At 64.6% G+C, this 14116-nt stretch carries 11 protein-coding genes and 1 pseudogene; 2 read left to right on the forward strand and 10 right to left on the reverse strand.

Annotated elements, in window-relative coordinates:
* Window position 1: 1 nt before the first annotated feature.
* From FDZ84_RS37305 to FDZ84_RS37325, 5 genes are all read right to left on the reverse strand, one after another.
* Complete coding sequence (locus FDZ84_RS37305) at window positions 2-994, reverse strand: alpha-ketoacid dehydrogenase subunit beta (RefSeq protein WP_210435822.1); 993 nt, start codon at window positions 992-994, stop codon at window positions 2-4.
* Between the two features lie 68 nt (window positions 995-1062).
* Window positions 1063-2199, reverse strand: a complete 1137-nt coding sequence (locus FDZ84_RS37310; protein ID WP_168589676.1) for a thiamine pyrophosphate-dependent dehydrogenase E1 component subunit alpha — start codon at window positions 2197-2199, stop codon at window positions 1063-1065.
* Window positions 2196-4361, reverse strand: coding sequence for a pantoate--beta-alanine ligase (gene panC, locus FDZ84_RS37315; protein WP_168590640.1), 2166 nt, complete (start codon window positions 4359-4361; stop codon window positions 2196-2198). The genes FDZ84_RS37310 and panC overlap by 4 nt, the downstream gene beginning before the upstream one ends.
* A 323-nt stretch (window positions 4362-4684) precedes the next feature.
* On the reverse strand, window positions 4685-4906 hold the full coding sequence (locus tag FDZ84_RS37320; protein ID WP_168584150.1) for a hypothetical protein: 222 nt from the start codon (window positions 4904-4906) through the stop codon (window positions 4685-4687).
* 286 nt (window positions 4907-5192) lie between these two features.
* Window positions 5193-5534, reverse strand: coding sequence for a 3-methyl-2-oxobutanoate hydroxymethyltransferase (locus tag FDZ84_RS37325; RefSeq protein WP_371812745.1), 342 nt, complete (start codon window positions 5532-5534; stop codon window positions 5193-5195).
* A gap of 712 nt (window positions 5535-6246) precedes the next feature.
* On the opposite strand from FDZ84_RS37325, the pseudogene FDZ84_RS37335 reads away from it, so the two are divergent.
* A pseudogene (locus tag FDZ84_RS37335) lies at window positions 6247-6630 on the forward strand (cyclase family protein); the annotation flags it as partial.
* Window positions 6631-6729: 99 nt separating this feature from the next.
* Here the strand turns inward: FDZ84_RS37335 and FDZ84_RS37340 are convergent.
* Window positions 6730-7164: a VOC family protein gene (locus tag FDZ84_RS37340; RefSeq protein ID WP_168589678.1), complete on the reverse strand. Its 435-nt coding sequence runs from the start codon at window positions 7162-7164 to the stop codon at window positions 6730-6732.
* 1018 nt (window positions 7165-8182) lie between these two features.
* Between FDZ84_RS37340 and FDZ84_RS38380 the strand changes: the two genes are divergently transcribed.
* Window positions 8183-8776, forward strand: coding sequence for a hypothetical protein (locus tag FDZ84_RS38380; RefSeq protein WP_210435368.1), 594 nt, complete (start codon window positions 8183-8185; stop codon window positions 8774-8776).
* Between the two features lie 49 nt (window positions 8777-8825).
* Here FDZ84_RS38380 and FDZ84_RS41450 read toward each other — a convergent pair whose 3' ends face one another.
* The 4 genes from FDZ84_RS41450 to FDZ84_RS37370 all read right to left on the reverse strand — a co-directional run bounded on the left by FDZ84_RS41450 (window position 8826) and on the right by FDZ84_RS37370 (window position 13853).
* The gene (locus tag FDZ84_RS41450) at window positions 8826-9101 is read right to left on the reverse strand and encodes a hypothetical protein (protein ID WP_246868692.1); all 276 of its coding nucleotides are present in this window, start codon (window positions 9099-9101) and stop codon (window positions 8826-8828) included.
* A gap of 90 nt (window positions 9102-9191) precedes the next feature.
* The gene (locus tag FDZ84_RS37360; RefSeq protein ID WP_168589679.1) at window positions 9192-9431 is read right to left on the reverse strand and encodes an acyl carrier protein; all 240 of its coding nucleotides are present in this window, start codon (window positions 9429-9431) and stop codon (window positions 9192-9194) included.
* Between the two features lie 32 nt (window positions 9432-9463).
* Complete coding sequence (locus FDZ84_RS37365) at window positions 9464-10486, reverse strand: beta-ketoacyl-ACP synthase III (protein WP_168589680.1); 1023 nt, start codon at window positions 10484-10486, stop codon at window positions 9464-9466.
* A gap of 661 nt (window positions 10487-11147) precedes the next feature.
* A complete protein-coding gene (locus FDZ84_RS37370) occupies window positions 11148-13853 on the reverse strand; it encodes a DEAD/DEAH box helicase (protein WP_168589681.1) in 2706 nt (901 codons plus the stop codon).
* Window positions 13854-14116: the final 263 nt, after the last annotated feature.

Genomic DNA, 14116 nt, shown 5'->3' on the forward strand with positions numbered 1-14116 from the left:
GTCAGCAGCTCTCCCCATCGGATGGGCTCGACTCCCATTGCAGGCGAGCCACGGCATCGAGAATCCGGTCCACGGAAGGCAGGTGGTGGCTCTCCAGCATCGGTGGCGGGTACGGAATGTCCAGCCCCGCGACCCGCAGAATCGGCGCTTCCAAGTGGTGGAAGCACCGCTCGGTGATGCGCGCCGCGATCTCCGCGCCCGGACCCGCGAAACCGGCAGACTCATGCACCACGACCGCGCGTCCGGTCCGCCGCACCGCGGCGGACACCGTTTCGTCGTCGAACGGCACCAATGTGCGTAGGTCCAGGACTTCGAGCTGCCAGCCTTCCTTGATGGCTTCGTCCGCCGCCTCCATGCACACCGGCAGGCTTGGACCATACGTGATCAGCGTCGCCGAAGTCCCGTGACGACGGACCGCCGCGGTGCCGATAGGATCCACTTCCGGAATGGACTGCGGCGACCACTGAGCTTTGGACCAGTACAGCCTCTTGGGTTCCAGAAAGATCACCGGGTCATCGGAAGAGATCGATGCCCGCAGCAGGCCGTAGGCGTCGGCATGGGTGGCCGGGCAGACGACGTGCAGCCCCGGCGTGTGCATGTAGTAGCCCTCAGATGAGTCGCTATGGTGCTCGACCGCACCGATTCCGCCGCCGTAGGGAATGCGGATGGTGATCGGTAGCTGGATGCGGCCCTGCGTCCGGTTGCGCATGCGGGCGACGTGGCTGACCAGTTGCTCGAAAGCCGGGTATGCGAAGGAATCGAATTGCATCTCCACGACCGGGCGCAGCCCGTTCATCGCCATTCCCACGGCGGTTCCCAAGATCCCCGCCTCCGCCAAGGGAGTATCCGCGCACCGGTCGCTGCCGAATTCGGCGGCCAATCCGTCGGTGATCCGGAATACTCCGCCCAGCGTACCCACATCCTCGCCCATGATGTGCACGGCTGGATCCTCGCGCAAAGCGTCCCGCAGGGCTGCGTTGAGTACCTGCGCCATCGTCATCGAGCGCTGGTTCGGAGTCCTTGCTTCGGGGACTGATCCCGCAACAACGGCCGAAGCTTTAGTCACAGTTGGCCGTCCCCTTCTGCTTGCGCCTGCAGTTCGGCCCGCACCATTGCTTCCTGCTCGCTCAACTGGGGAGTCTTGTTGGCGAAGACGTGCGAGAACAATGTCATCGGGTCCGGGCTAGGCGGGTGGTCGTGGCGCTCGCGCAGGTCTGCTGCGAAGTCGTCGGCCGAGCGCGCCGCTGCCTCGACGTCGGCGTCGTCGAGAACGCCCATGTCGCGCAAGGATCGTTCCAGCACCAGGACCGGGTCGTGCCCGCGCCACCGGTCGACCTCCGAGGGGTCGCGATACCGGCTGTCATCGTCGGAGTTGGTGTGCGGATCGATGCGGTAGGTCATCGCCTCCACCAGGGTAGGTCCGTCGCCGTGCCGAGCGCGTTCCACGGCTTCGGCGAGAACCTGGTGTACGGCGACCACGTCGTTGCCGTCGACAAGACGTCCCGGCAGCCCGAATCCGACCGCTTTGTCGGCCAGCGCCAGTGCGGCGCTCTGCTTGGCCAGCGGGACGGAGATGGCGAACCTGTTGTTCTGCACCAGGAAGACCACCGGCGCCCGCATAACCGCAGCGAAGTTGACCGCCTCGTAGAAGTCACCTTCGCTTGTGCCGCCGTCCCCCACCATCGCGAGGGCAACGGTGTCCTCGCCTTTCAACCGAGCGGCCCGCGCGAGCCCGACAGCGTGCGGAAGCTGGGTAGCAAGCGGTGTGGTCAGCGGGGCAACCCGATGCGCGTAGGGATCGTATCCGTGGTGCCAGTCCCCACGCATCACTGCCAAAGCCTCAACGGGGTCAACGCCTCGGACAATTGCGGCGAGCGTGTCGCGGTAGGTGGGGAAAAGCCAGTCCTGCGGTGACAAGGCGCGGGCGGCCGCGACCTCACACGCCTCTTGCCCGGTGGTTGATGGGTAAACGGCGAGTCTTCCCTGCTTCGCCAACGCCGTTGCCTGCAGGTTGTAGCGTCGACCCCGCACAACATCCCGGTACAGGGTCCGCAAGAGCTCGTCGTCGATGTCAGCGGCCTTGGCCGTTCCAAGGACCTGGAACGGCTCCCGTTCAGGAAGTAGTGCGGCAGGGTCGACCTGTGGCGACGGCACCGGCGTTGAGACGGTGACATCGACTTTCTCAACAGTTGTGGTCATGCTGGACTCATCACCGTGTCATCGATGAACTCGCCGACCGGAAGCCGTGGTCGCACCAACTGAGGAACGGCCTCGATTGGCCGGTTCTTCCCCAGCGACTCATGTGCCGCGACGAACTCGTTGCTGCATTGCGCCGCAGCGCAGCCGATTTCGCCGCCGAGTATCACGGCGGCCATGATCTCTGCGAGCTTCTTGGCCTTTCCCGCACCATAGCAGTCCACTATGGAAAGCGTTGAGCGGAAAGCGGGAAGCCCAGTTCCGCCACCAACAGTCCCCACGATGAGGGTCGGCAAGGTTATGGACACCTCGAGATCACCGGACGGCAGGAACTGGCAGTCCACCACTCCTTGTGAACATTCACCAAGGTAAGCCATGTCCTGCCCGAAGGCCTGGAACAGCGCGGCCATGCCGTTGACCGCATGAATATTGAGGGAAGGACTTCCGTGCAGGGCCAGTGCATTCTTGTAGTTCCGGATGTACCTGGCCAGTTGATCCAGGCCAACCCGGGTCATCGTCCGCACCACTTCCTCTTTCAGGACGGTGCGGGCAATGACCTTCTTCCCCTTCTTGCGGGCAGGGATGTTCTTCTTGTCCTCCGGGTACGGCACAAATTCCTCGCGCACCAGGCCGCTGTTTTTCTTGACATAATTGGACACCAGGCTCACGGCCTTGCTGACCATGTTGCTACCCATCGCGTCACCCGTGGTGCACCGCAGCGACAAGATGACGGAAGTACCCGCACAATCATAGGAAATTTCCGCCACCCCGAGATGACGACTACTGCCGGCCGCTATCTCGCGAATAACGTCCTCGCGTTCCCGGCACCACTCGATGAGCCGCGCCGAGGCATCGAGGGAATCCGTGGTGAGCTGGGTGGCACGCAAGAAATAGTCGTCATACACCAGGGTCTCGCAACCTCCCGACCGGTTCATCACCTTAGCTCCGCGCGAATACGATGCGAGCAGGGTGCCCTCGAGGGTGGCCATTGGGACCGCGAAGGTTCCTCGCGCTTCCCTACCCCGGATTTCGAGGGGACCGCACAGTCCAAGTGGGATTGGAACCGCACCTACGAAGTTTTCGATGTTGCCCCGAACATCCGATTCCGCAAGGTCACTTCTCAACGGATCGTAGGATTCGTCGGTCCCGTCGAGCAATTGCTTGATCAAACCAATGCGCTCATCGGAGCTGTGGCGCGAAATCACGATGTCCACAGCCGACTCTCCGGACGGATGGGCGTGGTCGGCGGCCTGGCGCTCTTCGCATCGTTGCATTTCGGTGCCGGCGTCGATGCGCGTCTGGGTCTCGAAGTCTGGACGGATAATATCGAACAAGGTGACCGCTCCCACTCGTGCACCTATGGCCAACAGCAACGGATTCGCCACCGTCTCGACGGGCTCGAGGGTTTCGCTGTCGAGCGCCTCGAAGTAGTCGAGTTCAACGTCACCTGACAGGACTTCCACCGCTATCGCTGCCAGCGCGCGCTCACGCAGAACGGCCGCATCGGTTGCTCCGTTGCTCAGCGAGTCGGCAGCGGCACGCAGCGCGCGGTACAGCGCAACAGCCTGCGGCCGATGGTCACCCAGGCGCAGGTTGCGGCTCGACATCGCCAAACCGTCGGACTCTCGTGCTGTCGGCAACACCTTGACCGACGCCGCAAGGTTCAGGTCTCGAACCATGCGCTCCGCCGCAACCCAGTCCGGCAGGTCCTTCTCCTCGAAGAACACGACGTCCGGTTCAACGATGTCGAACAGCTTCGTGGCGATCGTGCACTTCCCCGGCAACTGGCCGTCCTTGGTCAGCCCCGTGCGCCGAATCACCTCGACCAGCGGCCCGCCCAGGCCAACGGCCGTGGCCAACTTGTCCGGGGAGATCTCCGCCGCTTCCGGAGCGAACAACACGTCCACACCCAGTCGGGCCGCGATCTCCGCATCACGCTGCTCGTCGCGGGGATAGTCCTCGAAGCCGCCTTCGTCGCTGAACTGAGCCGGGTCGGCGAAAGCGGACACCACCACGACGTCACACTCTCGTCGCGCCGCTTTCATTAAGGATTCATGACCCCCGTGTAACGCGCCCTTCGTGGGGACGAGACCAATGTTTCGTCCGCGCAGGCGCATTTCCCTTGCGTAGTCGCGAATCTCGGCTACCGTTCGGACTATCTTCATGGCCAAGGCTCGTCTCCGTATCGCCCGATGCCGACTAAAATCCGTCGCCGCCATCCAGTTAGAGGGCGTCGACCAAAGTTCAGAAACCAAGGCACAGGCAGCGTTGGCTGCTTGCCCAGCGAGATGGGAAGGTGCGAGAGATTGGCACTGTCCCTTCTGGTTGCGAGGGTTCCCTTTGTGAGGTTCCTCGCGAAGGAGGATGCCCCAACCGCCGCCCATTGTCAGCGGCCCGGGATCCGAAAGTGGCCCACTCTGCCCGTAAATCCTGTAACGGCTGCCTGACCAGGCAGCCGACAATGCTCCGATTACGTGCACGTAACGGCTCAGACAGCCCAGTGCGGGGAGCTGCGGGGCAACGGACGCCCAGCATCGGTGATCCCGTACTCGGCCAGCACCTGCCGCTGGCCTTCCGCGGTGCCGCCGCCGTGGCTGCCCATCGCGGGCACCACGAACGGTTTCGCGCCGCAGCCGGTCAGGGCGTCGACGAGGGTGGCACCGAGGCGTTCGTCCTCGTTCAGATAGCGGGACGAACAAGACCGGGGCACCGCCCTGGTACTCGGCGGTGACCCAACGTCATGCCCACGGCGGATTGCGACTATTGCGGGGTTGCGACCATTGCGCCACCTCTTACCGATGACGTAGTTGATCCCCACAACCCGCCACGCTTCCCAGCTGCTCACACCGTTCACGCAAGATCAAAATAAGCGGGCCGCTCCCAGACCAGCTTTTTGCGCCCCCGCGGCGGACGGTCCCGACGAATCTCTAAACCCATCGCTTCCCCGAAGTCCAGGCGTTGCGACAACCCTGGAACCCAAGGACGTCCTGGGCGCTTTACGGCTGAGCGTTCGCCGTGTGCCCACCAACCCCAACCGGCTGTTCCGCGAAAGACGGGGCCTGCGCGGGGATAGTTAGGTCCTGCCCTTCGATGAACTGCTGGAGCTCCGCCGGCTTGATGGCGTAGCAGTGCTCGGGCGCGGGGAAATCCTGTCGGCGTACCCCGGCGGCGTACGCACCGACTGCGTCGATCATCGTCGTCCGCACGTCTGCCCAGCGCTTGGCGAACTTGGGCTTAAAGCCGTCGAAGATGCCCAGCAGGTCGTGGTAGACCAAGACCTGGCCGTCGGTGTCTGGGCCGGCTCCGATCCCGATCACTGGAATCTTCATGCTCGGCATGATGGCCAGGGCGTGTGCAAGGTTGACCTGTCCGGTTTAGGTAGTTTCGGATAGGGAGGTGGGTGGCAGGTTGGCCAGGTGGGTGGCAGGTTGGCCAGGTGGTGGACCGTTTCGATACCGGCGGCTTTGCCGTTCGGGCGGCGCCAGCGCCATATCCAGATGCCCTGCCGAGCCCCGAGCAGATCGGTTCGCAGGTTTCCGTCCAGAACAAGGACCTTTCAGGCTGCGGGCCCTGGCACGTCCGTGCCCGCCCACGATTTCCATTGAAATTGCGGAGGTTGTCCACAGGCATCGGCGTGTCGGGGTGCGACACGCCGACGGTCCGCAAGTTCCATTGAAATCGAAGGTTCGATTTCAATGGAACTTGCGGGTTCTCTCCGCCGAGGCGGACTCGATGAACGTCTTCGCACCGGCGGTCACCGCCAGCACCGCCAGGGCCGGCAGCAACGGCAACCCATACAGGATTCCCCGCCCACCGCCTCCAGAGCCCGCCAGAGACCGTCCACACGACCCCGCAAGGACTCGACTGTGACGGTGGGCCGGTCAAGCACAACCCGAATCAGGGAAGCCAAGAACACAAGAGCGCGGCTCCTGGATAGACCGTCACGGCTTGGACAACCCGATGATCTCCCACCGGAAACCGCGCCCTCGTCTCGCGTCCCACCTGGACAGAAACCCGCCGCAACCCTCAGATCAACCTTGCACACGCCCTGAGTTGGCACCCCTGGAGATCGTGGTGGTCAACACTTCCGCGGGGATGAAGTACGGCGCGGACGACTACGTGTCCTCCGGCTGCGGTATGGGCCGGGAGGCCAGATTGTACCTGCTGGAACGAGGCGTGCGACTGACCGGGACCGACGCGTGGAGCTGGGACGTGCCGTTCGTGCACACAGCCGCCAGGTACGCGGCCGAAGGCGATCCTTCGGTGATCTGGGAGGGACATCGGGTGGGGCGCGAGATCGGGTACTGCCACCTGGAGAAGCTGCACAACCTCGAGTCGTTGCCGCCCACCGGCTTCCTGGTCTCCTGCTTCCCGGTGAAGGTCCACGCCGCGTCGGCAGGGTGGACCCGGGCGGTCGCCATCTTCGAGGATTGATCACAAGGGGTGCCGCCTCACCCTCGACTGCGCCTGACAGGTCGGGGGCGGTTCTTCGTCCTGGCCATGCGGCCAGAACGAGGACACGTTCGCGGCCCCTCAGTCGAGACAGAACTCGTTGCCCTCGATGTCCTGCATCACGATGCACGACTCGTCGTAGCCATCGGCAGGCAGTAGTCGCACGCGTACCGCGCCGAGGGCGATCAGTCGTGCGCACTCGGCCTCAAGTGCGGTGAGGCGCTCTTCACCCACGAGCCCGGTGCCGACCCGCACGTCAAGATGCAGCCGATTCTTGACGACCTTGCCTTCGGGAACGCGCTGGAAGAACAGCCGCGGGCCCACACCTGAGGGATCAATGCAGGCGAACGCTGAACCCTGACGTTCAGGCGGCAGCGAGCGATCGAAATCGTCCCAAGTAGCAAACCCCTCCGGTGGCGGCGGTACGATGTACCCCAACACCTCGCACCAGAAACGAGCGACGCGCTCAGGTTCTGCACAGTCGAAGGTGACTTGGACCTGCTTGACCGACGCCATCGGTCCACCATAGTGGCGCGCGTTGTTCATCGAAACCCCGGATGTCATCGCCGCGCGCGTCGAGGTCTCGCGTGAAACTCATGGCCGCCGGAGCCGTGGTCTATGTCGTGGCGTCGTTGACCGTCTTCATGGCTGGCGCCACGGGGGTACCGGGGTTTCGTCACTATCCAAGCCTTGACCAGGTGTTGATCCATCTGCCTGGGGAAGTTCAGGGCTGGGTGCTCAATGGATTTCCTCTCGTTCAGTAGTTGATGAAATAGCATGAAGGACACCGGGTCGTGCGCGGCATCAGTGCCGTCGAGGTTCGCGCTGGGCTCGATGCCCTAGCAAGCGACAGACATCACGAGACCTGGGTCGCGGACCCAGCCCGCATCTCCGCCTGGTGTACTGACCTGGGAGGCCGCGGGCACGGCGAGCGGGTAGGCCGTCGAGGTTGGCGTGGTCGTTAGACCTGGCCGTTGGTCTGGGCCCGGAAGGCGCGGGTGCGCAGACTAATCGGGCTCTTCGCAGCTTGCCGGAAGTCGTAGTCGGGACGACACAGCCAGTGATCGCCCCATCGCCTGATCCCGAAGGGTCTCGGCCCAGTCTGCGCACGTCAGAGCGCTGTCCGGCACAAGTTCCCGGCAAGACCGGTGATCTGGTCGCATCCGGAGGGTATGCGAGCAGTTACAGTTTCCGGCCAACTGCGGAGAGCCACTAATCGACTCTGACGGGAGCCTCTGATGGCTGCCTACTTGACCTACGTCTGGCGCCCGGTCACGAGAGGGCCGCCACGCTTTCCCAATTGCAGCAACGAAAGTTCCGCGCGAGGAGCGGGTGAAGGCATTCTGCGGAGCAGAAGCGGGCGCGGCGGAGCTGCACGATCGGTCCGAAGTGCACTGGACCCGCGAGGCCCCTCACCACGGCCTGCGACCACCCGAGGACGGCGCAATTTCGCGAGAAATTGACCGTCACCCGGGTGAACGTCAATTTCTCGCGAAATTGACACACCCCTCGCCCAACCGAAGGAGAACCACCGATGTTCTGGATTCAGGCCGGCACGTTCGTTCTGTTCAACGTGCTTATCCTCGCCGCTCGCCACCCTGCTGCCCCCAGACCGGGCCGGTGCGGTGAGCAGGACAGGCATCCCAGGCTGGAACTGCTGCGGCTGACCATCCCGCGCCGGGTCTACACCCGCAGCCACCTCGACGTGGTCGCGGACAGCGTCATCCGCACCGCCCAGCACAGCCGGGCCGTCACCGGCCTGTCCTTCACACACGAACCCGCGACCCTGCGCTTCTTCCAGGCCCGCTTCGCCCCAGTGCCTCAGGACTCGGGCGACGGGATCGCTGGACCGTATACCACGCTGAACATGCTCGTGGAGACCTGGGGACGCAACTTCACCGCGGCGGAATACTCAGCCTGGATCCGCGAAACCAACCTGACGGTGGAAGGTGTGCGTCCCCCTCGACCGCCCGGGCGCCAGCGGTGTGCTGGTGGCGCGCAAACCGTCGTCGCCGTTCCCTGCCCCGCGTCGGACCGCCGCCACTGGGACCTTACCGGGAGTCCACTGCGGACGATGGAAGGCCGCCTCTCGGTGCGGGGCGGCCTTCTTACCGGTCAGAGGTCGTGAGTGTTCATTCCGGCAAGAACCGGATTTGTCACTCACGAGCCACAGCCGGTCACAGCGGGATGTTGCCGTGCCAACCGCGGCCTGCGGGGGCAGCGGCCAGTGCTTCGGCGACCCGGCGGCGGGTGCTCTTCGGGTCGATCACCTCGTCGACCACACCGATCGACATCGCCCGGACCACCCCGCCGGCGACCCGCTCGTGCTCCTCGGTGAGCTTGGTTTCGCGACGCGCACTGAGACTCGCGGCGGGATCGAAACCCGTTGCGCGGCCGGAAAAGTCGACCTGGAGCCCGGCCGGCTCAGGCGTCGGTGGCCGCCGTCGGACCACCTTCGGCGACCTGCTTCCAGTTCTCTTCCACGCCGATCCCCGCGGGCGTGATGAGCCCGAGGCCGTTGACCGCCACCGTGAATCCGGACATCAGACGGTCACTCCCTTTTTCTCCAACGCTTCGAGGATGTCAGGCAACGTGGCCATTTTCTCCATCTCGGCATCGGTGACCTCAACCCCGAAATTCTGCTCGAGCAATTGACCTAGTTCTACCTGCGCCAATGAGTCGAGGCCCAGGTCGTCGAGCGAGGCGTCGGGCCTCAGGGCCGAGTTTTCGACATCGAACCAGCTCGTCAGTAATTCGCCGAGTCGGGTGTACAAATCGCTCATCACGGTCTCCTTCTGGATTCAAGGCGAAAAATTCACAGTGGACTGTCTACCGGAATGTTCGGCCACACCAAGACTGTGGAACCCCAGGACAATCCCGCCCCGAATGCGGTGATCAGCACCCTGTCCCCCGGGCGCAGTTCGCCGCCAGCGGCGGCGCTGGCCAGGACGAGTGGGATGGACGCCGATAGGGCGTTTCCGACTCGATCGATGTTGATCAGAACCCGCTCCGACGCGATACCCAACCGGTTGGCGACGGAGGTCAGGATGCGGATGTTGGCCTGGTGTCCGACGAAGCGATCCACCTCCGTCAACGACCAGCCGGCACGATCGAGCACGGCAAGTGACGATTCCGTCATCCGGGCAATCGCCTGCTGATAGATCGCCCGTCCGGCCATCGATAGATACCAGTCCTCGGTCGGCACCTCGCCGTGACCGAGCCCGGTCGCGGACCGCTGCCGTGAGCCACCACCTTGGATGGCCAGCAGATCCGCTTGCGCGCCGTCGCTTCCCAGGTCGAACGGTCCGATCGCGCCCGGCTCATCTGGGTTTCCGCGACGCAGGACCACCGCCCCGGCTCCATCGCCGAAGATCGGTGCGGTGGTGCGATCCCCCGGGTCGATGAACGTCGAGAACGCTTCGGCACCAATGAAAAGGACACTTTCTGCGACGCCGGCGCTAATGAGCCCGGCGCACGTGGCAAGGCCATAGACGAAGCCACTGCACGCAGAGGTCAGGTCGTAAGCCGCGACAGGGCCCAGCCCGAGCCTCGACGCCACCTCCGGCGCTCCGGCCGGACAGATCCGGTCTGGTGAGGTCGTCGCGACAACGACCGCATCGACCCCGGGCACCCCGGCTGCTTTCAGCGCCCGACCGCCGGCCTCCACCGCCAAGTCCACCGTCGCCACACCGTTGGAGACGGCCCTACGCTGCTCGATGCCCGTGCGGCGCTCGATCCACTCCTCGGACGTGTCCAGCCTCGAGCACAAATCGTTATTCGTGACAACCGCGGGAGGCAACCACGCAGCCAATCCCGCGATAACAGCGCTGACTGCCATCCCGACCAACTCCGTTGCTAAATGAATTGATGGTTCGCACCTGAGCCATTTGAGCTTTTTCACGCTTTTGACGTGCGGCGGAGGGGAGGGTGGATTTGTGCCACTCCAAATACATTCCGGGGGCCGGCCCTCGACTCCACACGGCGCCTGAAGTTTATCCATATCGGCGCGTTCACCGCGCCATATAGAGGCACTTTCGGTCAGCTATGCTGCACGAAAGTACCGCCCGGCATGCAAACCTGTGAGTGCGGCGTCTCGGCAACTCTGGACCATTGCAACCGACGACCAATGTGAACCTCTGGAAACCGCACGAGACCAACCCCAGATTGAAGACTTTGCGGACTCCTCCGACGTCGCACGCGTTGACGGTCTTGACCGAATCCGTCAAGTGGCTGCCCGAAATGGCCGACGATGGTGCCTGGACAACTCTTGTTGCCAGTGCTGCGGCTCGGCCAGTATTGCTCCGGTCAGATCGTGGCCCGGCTGTCTCCTCCTGTCACACCTCCCCCCGGCAGGAGGAGACCCCGCGGGGGCCGGTCGACGGTAGCGTAACCGGCCCCCGCGGGAGCCCCAACGGCAAACGCATCGGGCGGCCCCATCGCTGCAGTGTCGGGTGGCGGGCTATTCCGCGCGGTAACACCTGGCTCGGAGCTGCATGAGGTCACTGATCAGAGCCGTGCTTGATGCCCGAGTAGGCGGCGAGCCAGCCCGTGGCGCAGTAGTCACCGCGCCGTGTGAACAGGGCGATCTCAGCGTGCTCCTCGGAACGGTCCGGCAAAGCGGGTAGCACTGCCTGGCCAGTGTGCAGAATCGCGGTTGCGCGCTTCGTCCCCGCCCAGGTGATGGCGATCGATCCGACTGGGCCGTTCGCTCTGCCCCTGCCATTTTCCGAGCGGAGGACGGCTCCGGTAGCGCGCTCGCGCAGCAGCGCTACGTAGTCGTCCTGTTCGAGGCGGCAGCCTTGCGGTCGACTGGTGGATTCCCAGTCCGGCCTTGTGATTCCGCGTGCGGTGGCGGCTTCCCACAGCTTCGGGACCGCGTCTTCGGCGTGCAGCGGTGTTGCGATCTGTTCGCACATCCACAGCAATCTGCCGGCTCCTCGTGGCGGTTGGCAGCGCCGCCAGCGGATGCGCCTGCTCAGATCGGCAGCGACGATCGCACACCACGGATGGAGGGTGCGGAGATACCCTTGGGTGCCCAGCCAGTGCAGGTATCGCGGTGCTTCTTCGAGCACCGGGTACATGGTCGGGTATGGGATGCCACCGATCTGCCGAGCGCGCGTGTGAAACGCGGAAGGCGTGTTCGCGGCGGTGAGCAGCGTCGCTTTCGCCAGATCGCCGGGCGCGTAACGTCCCTGCCCGGTTCCGGCTGGGCGAACGTCGTCGTGGAGCCGTCCGTTCGACTCGATCAGTCGCAGGACCGTGGTTTTCAGGTCTTCGCTGATCGAGGCCTGGGCGAGTTTCGGAACAATTGTGGACAACGCGCCGATGAGAACTTGCTCGGCAACTTCGGCGTCGGCGGGCACCGGCTCGCCCGCGAGCGCCTTGCGGAGTTCGTGTCCGACCGTAGTCGATACCATGATGCGCGCGGTCACCGTGCCGAGTTCGGTTGGTGCGAGCGCGATGTCGTCGTCGGGGGTGCAGGTGGCGCTCAGATAGCCGCCTTCCACCAGGAAGTCGACGGCATGCCGGAGTGGGGCGAGACTGTGGCTGCCCTGGTGGTGGGCGAGCGTCTGCACCCACCACTGCTCGGCTTCCCGGAGCGAGTGGATGCGTTGTTGCACCGCTTCGGCGAGGATGTGGTCGGGAAGGTTCGACTGGATCTGCGAGTCCACCTTGTGGCCTCGGCTCAGCCGGGCCTGCCAGTGCGGCCGTTCGGTTTCGTTGACGATCAGGAAAGCCCAGCCTTGGTTTTCGCCGGTGCCCACGCGTCCCGCTCGACCGAACATCTGCTGCACGGTGGCGACATCGATGTTGTTCAAGCCGACCTGTGTATCGCGCACGACCACCGCGCGGGCCGGCAGGTTCACCCCGGCCGCGACCGTCGAGGTCGCCACGAGCACGTCGAGGTCGCGTTGCCGGAAGCCTCGTTCGTCGTCTTGTCGGTGATCCCAACCCTTGTAATGCAAGCCGACCCGCGCCTGCCGGCATGCGGTGTGGAGCCGGTCGAGGTCGTCCGGGTGAACGCCATCGATGTTCGCTCCGCGGCTGCCTGCGATGATCAGCGCGGTTTGGCGGACACCTCGCTTGCTGCCGCAGAACACGAGCACGCTCCCGCCGTCCGAGGTGATGAGACCGGTCAGGGAACTGGCCAATCGGGTGCGGGCGGCCTCGCTCTGACTCCAGTCCGAATGCGCCGAGATCGTGGGAAGCTGCCAGGTCAACCGGCTTGGCCGCCACGCCGTGCGCACCAGCTCGGCGTGCAGCCAGTCTGCGATTTCTCCCGCGTTGGATACGGTCGCCGACAAACCCACGATCCGCGTCCGCGCATCGCCGTCTCTGACGCGGGCGAGCAGAGCTTCGAGGACCGAGCCCCGGGTTGGGTCCCCGAGGAGGTGGATCTCGTCGACGATAAGACAGCCCACCGTCCCCAACGCTTCCCGGAACGACGAGGCGCGGCAGATCGCTTCGAACTTCTCAGTGGTGGCGACCCAGATGTCGGCATCGCGCACGCGTTGGATATCGACGCTGTACTCACCGGAGAGCCGCTCCACCCGTAGCCCGCCCTGGCGCCACGCGTCGAGTTCCTGGTTCAGCTCGTCGGTGAGGGATCGTTGCGGCACCAACCATGCTGCTTTGCGCCCGTGCTCCTTGATCGCGCGCAGGGCCGCCATCATCCCGATCACTGTCTTTCCGGTGCCGGTAGGCGCGACGACGACCACGTTCTCCTCGCCGTGCAGAATGTGCGGCGCTGCCTCGGATTGCGCTGGGTTGAGCATCCGGTGGGGCAGGAAACCAAGCCAGTCCGATGGCACAATTTCACTCGCGGGCTTGGACGTGACCGGCCCGGAATCGATCGGCGCGTGGGTGTTCCAAAGTAGATCGTAGGTATCGCGGGCCGCCGACGCCGCCGGGCCGAACGCGCTCGGGAAAGTTCTCGGTGTAGCACGTATCAAGTGGCATTCACCGCTGGTGACAGCCAACCGGCCGTTGTGCGCGAGGGTGCTGATGGTGTCCTGTTCTACGAGGTACCGCGCTGTCCGAACCGGAATACCATCGACGAGCAACTTTTCCTGAAGTGTTGCAAATTCGGCGTGATCGGGCAGCATGACCCGGACGTCGACTCCCGGCGGATGATCCGGAATCGACGCATCCGGGTCGGTGATCTTCATCCAATGCAGCGGCGCGGAGTCGGCGGCTAAGGACATTGCCGAACATGTCCTCCCCGGCTAGCAGCGACTCCTTGATCGCCAGCCACGTTACCGCATGCCGAGTGGGGCCGAGCCATGTCTCGGTAGTCCGGATGCCAGCGAGCGTGCGGGCGCTGGTGCGCCACCACGCGTGGATCGCCGGTCTCGACAGCCCTCGCAGCCCAACGGCCGGTTGCACTGCCACGCGTGGATCGTCTTCTTCGACGAGTCCGGACTGTCGCTGACACCGACCGTGCGCCGCAGCCAGGCACCCATCGGGT

The organism is Saccharopolyspora sp. ASAGF58 (genome assembly GCF_012277335.1).
In the GTDB taxonomy this organism is placed as follows: Bacteria; Actinomycetota; Actinomycetes; order Mycobacteriales; family Pseudonocardiaceae; genus Saccharopolyspora; species Saccharopolyspora hattusasensis.

Bases quoted from the DNA above. Each gene is read 5' to 3' on its own strand.
- FDZ84_RS38380 (WP_210435368.1), top strand. From the start codon at position 8,183: ATGTTCTGGATTCAGGCCGGCACGTTCGTTCTGTTCAACGTGCTTATC.
- FDZ84_RS37370 (WP_168589681.1), bottom strand. From the start codon at position 13,853: ATGTCCTTAGCCGCCGACTCCGCGCCGCTGCATTGGATGAAGATCACC.
- panC (WP_168590640.1), bottom strand. From the start codon at position 4,361: ATGAAGATAGTCCGAACGGTAGCCGAGATTCGCGACTACGCAAGGGAA.
- FDZ84_RS37310 (WP_168589676.1), bottom strand. From the start codon at position 2,199: ATGACCACAACTGTTGAGAAAGTCGATGTCACCGTCTCAACGCCGGTG.
- FDZ84_RS37360 (WP_168589679.1), bottom strand. From the start codon at position 9,431: ATGAGCGATTTGTACACCCGACTCGGCGAATTACTGACGAGCTGGTTC.
- FDZ84_RS37305 (WP_210435822.1), bottom strand. From the start codon at position 994: ATGGCGCAGGTACTCAACGCAGCCCTGCGGGACGCTTTGCGCGAGGAT.
- FDZ84_RS37325 (WP_371812745.1), bottom strand. From the start codon at position 5,534: ATGCCGAGCATGAAGATTCCAGTGATCGGGATCGGAGCCGGCCCAGAC.
- FDZ84_RS37365 (WP_168589680.1), bottom strand. From the start codon at position 10,486: ATGGCAGTCAGCGCTGTTATCGCGGGATTGGCTGCGTGGTTGCCTCCC.
- FDZ84_RS37340 (WP_168589678.1), bottom strand. From the start codon at position 7,164: ATGGCGTCGGTCAAGCAGGTCCAAGTCACCTTCGACTGTGCAGAACCT.